Source organism: Streptomyces sp. BF23-19, assembly GCF_041106355.1.
In the GTDB taxonomy this organism is placed as follows: domain Bacteria; phylum Actinomycetota; class Actinomycetes; order Streptomycetales; family Streptomycetaceae; genus Streptomyces; species Streptomyces virginiae_A.
This window is the reverse complement of record NZ_JBGBPT010000108.1, coordinates 15,855-27,402: the sequence shown is the minus strand read 5'-3', so window position 1 is coordinate 27,402 and position 11,548 is coordinate 15,855. Positions and strand designations below refer to the sequence as shown.

General features: G+C 72.7%; 10 protein-coding genes and 2 pseudogenes. 1 reads left to right on the top strand and 11 read right to left on the bottom strand.

Annotation, left to right across the window (positions count from 1 at the left end; translation table 11 throughout):
- Window positions 1-485, bottom strand: a 485-nt coding sequence (locus tag AB8A24_RS38465) for a peptidylprolyl isomerase (RefSeq protein WP_369478821.1), incomplete at its 3' end; no start/stop codon positions are given.
- 422 nt (window positions 486-907) lie between these two features.
- On the opposite strand from AB8A24_RS38465, the pseudogene AB8A24_RS38460 reads away from it, so the two are divergent.
- Window positions 908-1,296 (top strand): annotated as a pseudogene (locus AB8A24_RS38460) (site-specific integrase); the annotation flags it as partial.
- Between the two features lie 46 nt (window positions 1,297-1,342).
- Here AB8A24_RS38460 and AB8A24_RS38455 read toward each other — a convergent pair.
- From AB8A24_RS38455 to AB8A24_RS38410, 10 genes and pseudogenes are all read right to left on the bottom strand, one after another.
- Window positions 1,343-2,479 (bottom strand): barstar family protein, encoded by a 1,137-nt coding sequence (locus AB8A24_RS38455; RefSeq protein WP_369478820.1) that lies wholly within the window; start codon window positions 2,477-2,479, stop codon window positions 1,343-1,345.
- Window positions 2,480-2,616: 137 nt separating this feature from the next.
- Window positions 2,617-2,851 (bottom strand): annotated as a pseudogene (locus AB8A24_RS38450) (Tn3 family transposase); the annotation flags it as partial.
- A 464-nt stretch (window positions 2,852-3,315) separates the two neighbouring features.
- Entirely contained in the window at window positions 3,316-3,933 is a 618-nt protein-coding gene (locus tag AB8A24_RS38445; protein ID WP_266385491.1) for a TetR/AcrR family transcriptional regulator, read from the bottom strand.
- A 683-nt stretch (window positions 3,934-4,616) separates the two neighbouring features.
- Complete coding sequence (locus AB8A24_RS38440) at window positions 4,617-5,492, bottom strand: alpha/beta fold hydrolase (protein WP_328959639.1); 876 nt, start codon at window positions 5,490-5,492, stop codon at window positions 4,617-4,619.
- Window positions 5,489-6,445 (bottom strand): VlmB-like protein, encoded by a 957-nt coding sequence (locus AB8A24_RS38435; RefSeq protein ID WP_369478819.1) that lies wholly within the window; start codon window positions 6,443-6,445, stop codon window positions 5,489-5,491. The genes AB8A24_RS38440 and AB8A24_RS38435 overlap by 4 nt, the downstream gene beginning before the upstream one ends.
- A 376-nt stretch (window positions 6,446-6,821) precedes the next feature.
- Complete coding sequence (locus AB8A24_RS38430; RefSeq protein WP_369478818.1) at window positions 6,822-7,907, bottom strand: phosphatidylglycerol lysyltransferase domain-containing protein; 1,086 nt, start codon at window positions 7,905-7,907, stop codon at window positions 6,822-6,824.
- The gene (locus AB8A24_RS38425; RefSeq protein ID WP_369478817.1) at window positions 7,904-8,413 is read right to left on the bottom strand and encodes a hypothetical protein; all 510 of its coding nucleotides are present in this window, start codon (window positions 8,411-8,413) and stop codon (window positions 7,904-7,906) included. The genes AB8A24_RS38430 and AB8A24_RS38425 overlap by 4 nt, the downstream gene beginning before the upstream one ends.
- Window positions 8,413-8,928, bottom strand: coding sequence for a type II toxin-antitoxin system RatA family toxin (locus AB8A24_RS38420; RefSeq protein ID WP_369478816.1), 516 nt, complete (start codon window positions 8,926-8,928; stop codon window positions 8,413-8,415). The genes AB8A24_RS38425 and AB8A24_RS38420 overlap by 1 nt, the downstream gene beginning before the upstream one ends.
- Before the next feature lies 1 nt (window position 8,929).
- The gene (locus tag AB8A24_RS38415) at window positions 8,930-10,360 is read right to left on the bottom strand and encodes an aspartate aminotransferase family protein (protein ID WP_369478815.1); all 1,431 of its coding nucleotides are present in this window, start codon (window positions 10,358-10,360) and stop codon (window positions 8,930-8,932) included.
- A gap of 47 nt (window positions 10,361-10,407) precedes the next feature.
- Window positions 10,408-11,544, bottom strand: coding sequence for an acyl-CoA dehydrogenase family protein (locus AB8A24_RS38410; protein ID WP_328959633.1), 1,137 nt, complete (start codon window positions 11,542-11,544; stop codon window positions 10,408-10,410).
- Between the last annotated feature and the right edge of the window lie 4 nt (window positions 11,545-11,548).

The window sequence follows — 11,548 nt, the reverse complement described above, 5'->3', positions numbered from 1 at the left end:
CGTAGTACGGGTGTGCCGTCGACCGGTGCCGGGTCCTCCGCGGTCGGTTCGATTCCTCCGGCGGCGGTTTTGTCGAGTGTTGCCAGGCCGTCGGGGTCGACCGTGCCGAACACCGTGTAGTTCGGGCGTAGTGCGGAGTCGCCGTAGACGACGAAGAACTGTGAGCCGTTCGTGTCCGGACCGGCGTTGGCCATCGCCAGCAGGCCGCGCCCGTAGAGGCGGCGCGCGCCGGTCGGATCGGTCGGTGCGGGTGGCAGGTCCACGGGCAGCTCGTCCTTGTACTTGTACCCGGGCCCTCCCTCACCGGTACCGGTCGGGTCGCCGCACTGCAGGACCTTCAGCGTCGGGTACGCCGTCAGACGGTGGCACACCGTCCGGTCGTAGAACCCATGCCGTGCCAGGTGCAGGAAACTCTGGACCGTGCACGGCGCCTTGGCCCGGTCCAAGTGCAGCGGGAGCGGGCCCTGGCTGGTCGGAACAGCCATGTCGACCGTGCCACGGCCAGGGGTGTGCCGCGGGTCAGGCGGCAGCGGAACATGACGCGCGGGCGGCTCGTCCGGGGTCTGTGTGTACTGGCAAGGGCCGTGCGTGGTGCGCGGCGGAGCGCCGTCGGAAGCGGTGGCGGCACTTCCCCCGGACACAACCAACGTCACGGCCGCAAATGCGCTGATCAGTGCTCGGTTCATCTCGCACGCCCTCCTGATGATCGCCAGGTTTTGGAGCGGTCGCAGTCTAGGACGTGGTGTGGTCGGTGGGAATGGTCGACGACAGGAGGCCGGCGAGGGGCGTTGGTCCATGACCGCGGCGGTCGGACCTGGTGCCGGACGCCGGACGCCGGACGCCGGACGCCGGACGCCGGGCGTCGGGCGTCGGGCGTCGGGCGTCGGGCGTCGGGCGTCGGGGCGTCGGGACCGCTCGGCTACTGCCCGGGCTGTTCAAGGGCCGCGCTTGTGGGCCGGTGTTCGTCACCCGTCGCTGTCCCGGCCCTGGCGAGGTGGTCGGCCCGCGCGACGTCTGTCCGGGCACCGGGCTCGCCCGCCTCTCCTACGGGCAGGCCCGTGCGCTGCTTGATGGACACACCCCGGTGCGTGGGTCGGGCACCGGCTGGGACCCGCACGAGTACCGCCGTTCCGGCCCGACCCGTTTCGGTGGGGCCGGCGCGGGCCTGCTGATGCTCATGGTGAAGTCACGTCACGGCACAAGAAGACGGAGAACGTCCGCCGGTGTTTCAAGCCGTCCCCGAAGGCGATCGCCGAGGTCACCAGCCTGCTCGCGCCCGGCAGCAGCAGGTGCTGAAGCCCGCTCGGTCTGTCCCGAACTCGTACTCCGGGGCGCCTGCGGCTCACCGGAGTACGACCGTGACGCCGCGCTGTTCGAGGAGCCGCACGATCTCCTCGAAGTAGGAAGGTCCGTCCTGCGGTTCCTCCACGACGTCCGCCGGCGCGCGGCGGGCGACCTCGGAGTCGTGCCAGGTCGAGGTGAAGGGTGGGGCCACTCCGAATCCACCGCTCAGGCAGTCCTTGAGGGCGTTCCGCTCCCGCCCGTAGTAGCGGCCGGGCCCGAGCAGGGCTTCGGCCATCGCGCAGTGCAGCCCAGGAACGTCCGTGACGAACCGGCCGTCGAGATGGTGTTCACCGCCGGACCGGTCCGGTCGGGGCGTGGGCATCCGCCAGGCACGGGTGGTGAGGTCCAACCAGGCGGCCGTGCCCTGCGAGTCGTGTGGTGCCCACATGTTGGGCTGTGCCGGCGGACCCTGGTACCACTCCGCCCAGATCGGGCGGGCCGCCGACGACGGCCGATCGTCTCCACCATCGGTGAGGGTGATGTCGACGAGTGTGCCTGCGAGCACGGACGGCCGCGCTCCGGTGATGGCCAGGCCCACGGTGCGGGAGGCCATCACGGCACCATGACGATCCAGCACCAGGAGGTGGGCCCAGTCGCGTTCCGACCGTCGAGGGCTCCGCAGCGCCGCGAGCAGGGGCTCCGCAGGCTCGCAGCCGATCAGCTCCATCGGAACGGGGGCCGGGTCCACCCGCGCCTTGAACAGGCCGTCCACGACCGAGCATCGGCCTGCGTCTGCCGCAGCGGTCATCGTTCCGGCGAAGAGCTCGAAGCGCGGTGTCGTGGGCAGTTCGAAGAAGCTCTCCTCGCTCCTGACGCCGGCGCCGAGCACGATGTCGTGTCGTGCCGGGTCGTCCGGGTGAGGCTGATGAGCCATCACGACCGCATCGACGAGAGTCCACCACTGCACGGGCTTCTCGTCGTCCCGGACCTCGACGCACACGTCGCCCGGACTCCGTGGTGAGAGGTCGGGCTCGGCCAGGACCTCGCTCAGGAGACCGTCGGGGCGGCATCCACGGAGGGTGAGGACCTCTCGTGGCGGCGGGACGGGGTCGACGAACAACCCTTCAACACCCGCGCACCTCCCCCAGAGCTGTTCCACCCCGTCTTCGTCCTCCTGAACCAGGAGGTACTTCACCGGAAAGCTCCGGCCCCATCTGGTGTGATCTGCGACGCGCACCCAACCCCCGAACATGCGAGCAACCTTCGCACCCAAGATGCGGACCCGCCCGGCTCGGGGAGGACGCAGGACGCAGGACGGTCACTCGCTCTCGGTCACCTCTCGTCGACGGCGCTCGGATCGCTCAGGGGCCGCGGGCCACCGGGCGGCTCCGGTGGTTGGAAGGAGTACCGGCCGAGCGTGTTGAGGTGGTGCCGACGAAAGGGGAGAGGGGGTCGCATCCCGCTCGCGGACATCGAAGCCGTCGGTGCGGAGCCGGGCGACAGCAGCGTCCACGTAGCGGGTGTCGAAGAGCACCAAGGCGTGGAGGACCAGGCCGAGCGCGCCGAGCCGATACCTTGTCGCCGAGCCCGGGCGCCCGGGCGCCTGGTCGTTGGTCATGTTGGGTCGGGTCGCCCCGCCCCGCTTCGATGGTTGATGTGCTTGGGGTCGGGCCGCGTGTGCACCGACGGCACCGATACCACGAACCGCGTCCCGTCCACGGAGGCGACCACGCCCCCCGCCCCCGCCCCCGCCCCCGCCCATGCCTGCGCGAGCGGGATCGACGCATGGGCTCCGATCCCTGCTCCCGGTCCCGTCCCCGGTTCCGTCCTCGCCCCCGGTATCGGGCGCTGGGTCCGGGTGATCGTGGGGGAGTGGTGGGCATCGGTGGCGGGTGGCTTCGGTGGGGGGTGGTTCCGTGCCGGTGACGGGTCGGGTGACGGGTGTGGTTCCCGGCCCGGCCGGGGCCGGTCCCGCTCGGCCCGGCCGGGGGCGGGTTGGGGTGGTGGTGGCCGGTGGTGTGGCCGGTGGTGTCAGGGTGTGGGGAGTCGTGGTGGGGATGCGAGGGTGGCTTCGACCATCCGTCGGACGGTGTCGTCGTCGAGGTTCTCCTCGAAGAACAGACTGCGGAAGAGGATCGCTCCCGCCCAACAGTCGAGGACCAGTGAGATGTCGGTGTCCTGGGGCAGGAGTCCACGTTCCACCGCGCGGGACAGGACCTGGTGGGAGGAGGCCTTGCGGCCCTCGATCAGGTTCTCCGTCAGGAAACGACGGAGCCCGGAATCGTCCGCGACGTCCGTCAGCAACGCCGGCAACGCCAGCCGGATCTTCTGCGAGCAGTACAGGTCGGCCAGCGCGTGGGCGACCGCGATCAACTCGGCCTTGCTGTCGCCGGTGTCCTCGTTCGGTATCGCGGGCAACTCCTCGCGTACCGCGTCCAGGACGAGGGCCGGCTTGTTGGGCCAGGACCGGTAGATCGTCGCCTTGCCGACACGTGCCTCGGTGGCCACCCCGCCGATCGTCAGTTTCGAGTAGCCGTCCCGGGCCAGCATGCGCAAGGTCATGGAGAGGATCCGCTCACGAGCGTCCAGGTCCCGCGTGTGTGTGCCGAAACGGTCCGACACCTGCTGGAGGTTCCTCTTCTGTCCCATTTATCTTCTCGTTCGTCGAGGTGGTACGCATCGGCCGGCGGTCCGGCGGCGCAGGCAATTGAACGATACGACTCGTTCTGTAAGTTAGTCCAAATTTAACCATGTTCCGGCCTTCGAATCCACGGGGGCCGCCAGGGCCGGCACGAACCCGACAGGCCCCCGGCACGAACCCGACAGGCGCGCGGCAGGCACCCGACAGGCGCGCGGCAGGTACCCGACGGGCCCCGATGGGTACCCGGCGGGCAACCGGCAGGCCCGGCAGGTACCCGGGGTCCGGCCCGTCGGTTCCACCGCCCCTGCGGGTCACAGCCCGTCGGGCACGCGGCGGGCAACCGACAGGCCCCGGTAGGAACCTGACAGGCCCCCGGCAGGAACCCGGCAAGCCCCCGGCAGGAACCCGAAGGGCCCCGATGGGCATGCGGCGGGCACCGGGCAGGAACCCGACGGGCCCCGGCGGGCATCCGGCGGGCAACCGACGGGCCCCGGCGGGCATCCGGGGTCCGGCCCGTCGGTTCCACCGCCCCTGCGGATCACAGCCCGACAGGCACGCGGCGGAGGTCCGGCAGGCACGCGGCAGGCACCGGCGGGCATCCGGGCGGGCACCGGCAGGAACCCGGCGGGTACCCGGCTCGCCCCGGCGGGTATCCGGGGGCCGGCCCGTCGGTTCCACCGCCCCCCGCGGGTCACAGTGTGTCGGCCCAGGCACGGATGCGTGCCGCGACCGGACCCCCGTGGCGGGCCCACCGCACATGGTCGACCCGTACCCCCGGCTCCGGTTCGTAGTGCCACCGCTCCACCGTGCACGCGGGCAGCACCGCACACAGCCGGTCCACCGCCGTGGGCGGAGCCAACGCGTCCCCGGCGACCGACACCGCCAGCACGGGCAGCCGTACCGCCGCCAGCGCGTCCGCGTAGACCAGGTCGGCGCCCGCGGGCTCGAACCGGCCCGTCCGGGCGATCCGCGCCCAGTCCCGGATCAACCGCGCCGGCTGCCGGCCGCCGAACCCGAGACGGTGCCCGGGGAAGTACCCCCACAACCGGGCGATCGACGCGGCGAGCTGGGTACTCAGGAGCACCCGCAACGCACCCGCACCCCGGAACCCGCGGAAGTCCACCGACCCGGCCGCCACGAACACCAGCCCGTCGACACCCTTGGGCTCCCGGGCCGTGTACAGCGCGGAGATCTGCCCGCCGATGCTGTGTCCCAGCAGGTACAGCGGGACGTCGGCGCCGAACCGCTCCCGGACCGCGGCCACCACCCGCGGCCAGTCCCGCGCCGCGAGTTCGTCGTAGCCCTGGCGGGAGGCACGGCCCGACCGCGGCCCGCTCTCGCCCTGACCACGCAGGTCCGCGGAGACCGAGGCGATACCGAGTCGTGCGAGCTCGGCGCACAACGGCGCGTAGTACGAGGCGCCGACCGCCATCGCCGGCCAGATCAGCACCACCGCACGCGCCACCCCGGCCGGCTCGAGGACCTGCGTGACCACCCGCTGCGGCCCGTCCCCCCGGTACGGGGGCAGCGCCACCTCCCAACGCCCGGGCCCGGGCGCCGCGCTCATCGGGCCGCGTCCGAGAGGAGCATGTACGCAAGGCGCGTGTCCTGGGTCTCCTGGGACCAGCGCGCCGCGGCCTCCATCCGCTCCTGGATCCCGGTGTCGACCAGTCGCCGGCCGGGCCAGATCTCGTAGTCGCCGATCAGATCGCCGTGCTCGGCCAGACCTTCCTGGAAGAGCGACTCGCGGCGGAAGAGGACCTCCTGCATGGGGAGCTTCTCCCACAGCCGCCGACCCTCGGTGACGATCTCCAACAGACGGGGGCGCTCCTCGGGGTGTTCCATGAGGTGGCGGCGCACCACCGAGCTGCCGACCGCGAGATGGCGGATCTCGTCCATGTTCGCCCCCCGCTCCACCAGCGCCGCGGCCGGATCCAGCGGAGCCCACTTACGTTCGGACAGTTCCGCGGCCGGCGCCAGGACACCCTCGACGAGGACGGTCAGCACCAGCACACCGCCGTAGAAGTCACCCTGGTCGCGCAGGACTTGCAGGCCGAACTCCTCCAACGGGTCCAGGACGGGGGGCGCGGTCGTCGCCGCCGTCCTGGCCACCTCCGCCTCGATCTCGGCGGCGTCCAGGCCCACGCGCAGCAGGTGCTCCCGGAAGATCCGGGCGTGCCGGGCCTCGTCGATCAACTGGGTCGAGAAGAACTCCAGGTCGTCGGTGCCGGGAGCGTGGAAGACCAGGAAGGACAACGCACGGGCCGCCTTCTCCTCCGCCAGGTGACGGAAGGTGAACTCGTCGACGATGGCGTCGCGCAGCGGGCCGGGCGTCCGGACCGCCGCGGTCGGCCCGACGTCGGGAACCGAACCGTCGGACAGACGCCGCAGCATCGTGCCGGCGACGTGCCGCAACCAGTACGGCAGGTTGCAGTCACCGGTGGTCAGTTCCAACGTCCGGGCGCCTTCGAGCACGCTCGGAGCGCGGTCCCAGTCGGCCTCGACGGGAGTGGTGGTCATGGGCTCGGCCTCAATTCCTTCTCGTGGCATCCGCGGACACGCGGACACCGGGATGCGTGAATACCGGTGCGCACCCGCAACGGATGTACGGATGCACGGAGTTGCAGACATGTGGAGGTACGGAGGTACGGATCCGACGGAGGTACGGAGGTACGGAGGTACGGATCCGACGGAGGTACGGAAGTACGGAGGTGCGGATCCGACGGAGGTACGGAGGTACGGAAGTACGGAAGTACGGATCCGACGGAGGTGCGGAGGTGCGGAGGTGCGGCGACGCCGGGACGCGGAGTTACGGGGACCCGGGGGAGGGGACGGCCCAGGCCCGGCCTAGGCCCAGGCCCGGTCCCGGCGGGGTCCGGTCCCGGGTTTTCGGCGGTCAGACGGCGCCGGTGGCCCTGAGCAGGTGCCAGACCGCCGGGAGGCCCACCCCGTCGTGGAAGGCCACGTACTCCGGTTCGATCACGTGCGGGGCCCACTTCAACTTGAACGCCTCCTGCGAACGCGCCGGATACACCAGCCGCCCGTGCTCGGCGACCCACCGCAGCGCACGGCCCAGCCCCCGGCTCGAACACGCCGGCTCGTGGGCGTCCCGGAACCCGGCGAACGGCGTCAACCCCAGATGCAGCCAGCCCGCGCCCTCCTCCCGGAAACAGGCCAACGCCGTCAAATTCACCAGCTCCACCGTCCCCACCGGCGCCGACGGCGACCGACGCGTCAGGTCGTACAGCCAGCCCGACCTGGCGCCCCACACCGGCGAATAGCTGATGTAGCCGACCGTGCGGCCCTGGTGCCGGGCCAGGAACGTGCGACGCAACGGGCCCGCGGGACCGCCGCGTTCACCGATCAGGAACGACAACTCCTTGACGTGCCGGCCCTTCCCGGCGAGCCACCGGGCGTCGATCGCGTCGAGCTCGCGCCGATCCTTCAGGTCACCGGGATCCGCCTCCACCACCGTCACCCCCTCACGCCTCGCCCGGTTCACGTTCTGCCGGACCTTCGCCAGCGGCTTCCCGCGCACCGTGAACCGGGCGAGGTCGATCCCGTACGTGCAGCCCAGCTGGTTCACCGTGAAACCGCGCTCCGCGTACAGCGGCACGTCGGCCCGGGCGACCTGCGCCGCCGTGACCCGCGGCGCGGGCCCCGGCCCCGCCGCCAGATGCGCCCAGAACTCCTCCAGCAGCCCGCCGCGGTCCTCGGGCCGGGCGAACGGCGCGGCGAACTGCACCACGTCACGGCGCCCGCGCCGGGTGTAGGCCACGAGCCCCTCCCGCGACCGCCCCGCATACCTCGAGGTCCCCTCGTTCAGGGCCAGTACCGCACTGGGATGGTCGGCGTGCGCCCGCAGCAGCTCCACCGCCCGCCCCGCCGCCACGACGCCCACGCCCGCGGCCTCGCCCACGCCCGCGGCCTCGCCCACGCCCGCGGCCTCGCCCACGGCCGGGGCGGTACGGCGGGCGTTCACGCCCGGCTCCCGGCAGGACGGGCCGTGCGCCCGTCCCCGGACACCGCGTCCGCGCCGGGCCCGCCGGCCGCGTCCACGGCCGCCTCGAACGAGGCGAACGCCGGATGCCGCGCCGGCTCGAAGGGCACCGAGAACGGCTTGAGGAAATTACCCAGCAGCCCCCGGTCCCCGCACAGATGCAGCGGCACGGCCAGCAGCGCCCACTCCCAACCCGACCACCACGCCCACAGGCCCACCACCGCCCCGGCGGTCAGCCAACTGTGCATCGTGTTGTACAGGACGTAGTACACGCGCGGGACGCGGCCCCGACCGGCCCGCCGGTGCGCCAACGCACCCGGCACGTACCCGATCAGATCGATGTACAGGAACAGGCCCACGGCCACCGGCCAGCGCACCTGGTCCCAGTGCGCGACCAGCAGCCAGGCACTGATCACCAGCCCGGCCAGGTACTCGCCGCGCAGCAGCCGGTAGGTGGTGCGCGACTCGAAACGGTTCGCGGCGTCCACTACACCCCCTCCACGCCCACGCCCGCGCCCGTGTCCGCGCCTACGCCCGTGTTCGTGTTCGTGTCGAGCAGGGTCCGCAGGATCGTCTCGATGGTCTCGCGCAGCACCCGCTCGGCCACCGGGTCGATGATCTGCGACAGGCTCGGCAGACCGAAGTCGAACTCGGCCTCGAAACGCACCGTGCAGCCCGCCCCGCCCCCGCCCCCGTCCTCGTCCTCGTCCTGCGGGGTGATCGCCCACCGTCCGTCGAAGGTCTCGAAGTCACCCTCCGTCTGCCGGAAGGAGATGCCCATCGCCGTGTCGTCGAAGACGTCCTCCTCGGTCCAGGCCAGCACCCCGTTGCGGAAGTCGACCTCCCAGTCGCTGATCACCGCACCCCCCGGCCCGGCCGGAGCGACGTCCACCCGCCGCACGATCGGGACCAGGCGCGGATAGCGGGCGAAGTCACGCACCAGCCCGTACGCCGTCCGCGCGTCCACCCCGGCACTGCGGTGTTCCACTGTCACCGATCGCATCTCAGTTGCTCCCTCTCGTGTGTGCGGCCGGCACGGAACGCCGGCCGATCTCCCGGGCGGCTCCCCGGACCGCCTCGGACAGTTCGTCGACCTCCGCGTCGCTCAGCACCGCGGGCGGCGTGAACCGCACCACCGTGTGCGCGTTCAGCGAGTGGTTGACGATGACGCCGCGGTCCAGCAGCGCCAGCAGGAACTCCCCGGCGCTGCCCGCGTCGTGGAACTCCACGCCCATCAGCAGCCCCACCCCCCGCACCTCGCGGACCAGGTGCGCGCAGTGCTCGGCCACCGTCTCGCGCAGCCGGCCCAGGAGCACCTCGCCCAGTCGTGCGGCACGCCCGGTCAGGTCCTCGTCGCGGATCACCTCGATCGCCGCCGTCGCGGCCGCCATCGCGACCGGTGCCGCCGAGAACGTCGAGGTGTGGATGAACGGGTCACGGTCGAACGCCGCGAACGCGCGTGGTGTGGCGATCGCCGCGGCCACCGGGATCACCCCGCCGCTCAGCGACTTCCCCGCCAGCAGGATGTCGGGGCTCACCCGCTCACGGTCGGCGCCCCACCACGCGCCGAGCCGCCCCATCCCGGTCTGGATCTCGTCCAGGACGAACAGGGCGCCGGTCGCCCGGCACAGCTCCTCGACGTCGCGCAGGTGGCCGTCGGGCGGGATGACCACCCCCGCCTCGCCCTGGACCGGCTCCAGGATCACCACCGCGTCCGAACCGTCACCGCCGATCTCGGCGGCCAACGCCGCCAGGTCACCGTAGGGGACGTGGGAGACCAGCGGCAGCAACGGCCGGAACGGGTCCTGGTACAGCGGCTTCCCGGTCACCGACAGCGCGCCGAGCGTCTTGCCGTGGTAGCCGCCCCGCGTCGCGATCACCCGGCGGTGACCGAGACTGCGCGCCAGTTTCAGCGCCGTCTCCACCGCCTCCGCACCCGAACCGGTGAAATGCACCCGCTCCAGGCCGGCCGGACTGACCCCGGCCAGGGCGGCCGCGGCCCGCGCGGCCGACGGCTCCAGCAGCAGCCGCGTCGACAGCGGCAGCGTACGGATCTGTCGTTCGACCGCCGCGACCACCCGCGGATGACAGGCACCGGTCAGGAACACCCCGTACCCGCCCGCGTTCAGGAACTCCCGCCCGTCCGCGGTCCGTACCCGGCAGCCCGCCGAGGACACCTCCACGTGCCCGCCGAACATCTCGCCCAGCTTGCCGCGCCCCCGACTCAGATGCGCCTTGTACCCGGCGGCGACCTCCCGCCCCGACACCTCCTCCCGCACCCCGCCCACCGCGGGCGCGGGCATCACCCCGGGCACGGGCGTCACCCCGGGCACGGGCGTCACCCCGGGCACGGGCGTCACCGCGGGCGCGGGCGTCGCCCCGGCCGCGGGTGTGGCTGCGGCCCCGGCCGCAGCCACGGGTGTGGGTGCAGCCACGGGTGTGGGTGTGGTCGCGGGGGTGGGTGCGTGTGTGGTCACGCCCGTCACCGCACCCGCAGCGGGGCGCCGCCGGCGTGGTCCAGCAGCGCCTGCGCCGACGCCGTGCGCGACGGCGGATGGAAGGCCAGCGCCCGACTCACCGCCAGCAGGCTCCCGACATCGGGCGAGGAGGCGAACGCCAGCCCGCCCAGCACCTCGGCCGCCCGGTCGGCGACGTCCACCAACAGGTCCTGCACGGCGTAGCGGGCCGTCAGGGAGGCGGCCAGCTCGTCGTTGCCCACCGGCCCGGCGTCGATGTGCCGCGCCACGTTCTCGGCCAGCCCGGCCGCCGCCTCGACACCGGTGACCAGGGCCGCCCGCCCGTCGGCCGGACCCCGCCCGCAGGCCACCGCCGCCTCGGCGAGCCGGGCCACCGCACCGGTGTAGGCCGAGGTCACCAACAGCTCGAACCAGACGAACCCGACGGTCTGGAGCGTGTCCAGACCCGAACCCAGTTCCACCTGGGGCCGCAGCATCAGCTCCTGCGGCACGTGCACGTCCTCCAGCCGGACCTCGTCGCTCTCCGCGCCGGCCAGGAACGGCGAACCCCAGAACGGGCTACGGGTGATCCCCGGGGACCCGGCCGGCACCAACGCCACCCCCAGCTCGCCACCGCCCCGCCCGTCGGCCGCCGGCAACGCCACCCCGGCCGTCAGCAGGTCCATCGAGTGGGTCAGACTGCACGGCCGCTTCACCCCGTTGACGAGATAGCCGCCCCCCTCGGCCGGCACGGCCGTCACCGACGAGTCGAGGATCCCGGCGCCCGTACGGCCCTCCGCGAACCCGGACGCCACCAGCAGCCGGTCCCGGGCGATCGCCTCGATCAGCATCCACTCCAGCCCGCCCGCGTCCGGCGAGGACACCAGGGCGACCAGACTGGCCACCGAGAAGTTGTGCATCGCCGCGGCCACCCCCAACGACGGCGACAACGCCCCCAACGCCCGCCCCACCCGTACGGCGTCCAGGGCGCTCGCGCCCCCGCCCCCGTACGCGCCCGGGATCAGCAGCCCCGGACCGCCACAGGCACGGAACGCGGCGATGCCGGGCCCGCCGGGCGCCTCCAGAACGGCCAGGGCCTGTCCCTGGAGCTCCCCGGCCAGACCGGGAAGGTACTTCTCGCACGCCTCGCGTGCACTGTCCATCGCG

What these genes read in the sequence shown, in the direction of transcription:
- AB8A24_RS38435 (WP_369478819.1), bottom strand. Translation starts at nt 6,445, where the DNA reads ATGACCACCACTCCCGTCGAGGCCGACTGGGACCGCGCTCCGAGCGTG.
- AB8A24_RS38440 (WP_328959639.1), bottom strand. Translation starts at nt 5,492, where the DNA reads ATGAGCGCGGCGCCCGGGCCCGGGCGTTGGGAGGTGGCGCTGCCCCCG.
- AB8A24_RS38445 (WP_266385491.1), bottom strand. Translation starts at nt 3,933, where the DNA reads ATGGGACAGAAGAGGAACCTCCAGCAGGTGTCGGACCGTTTCGGCACA.
- AB8A24_RS38410 (WP_328959633.1), bottom strand. Translation starts at nt 11,544, where the DNA reads ATGGACAGTGCACGCGAGGCGTGCGAGAAGTACCTTCCCGGTCTGGCC.
- AB8A24_RS38420 (WP_369478816.1), bottom strand. Translation starts at nt 8,928, where the DNA reads ATGCGATCGGTGACAGTGGAACACCGCAGTGCCGGGGTGGACGCGCGG.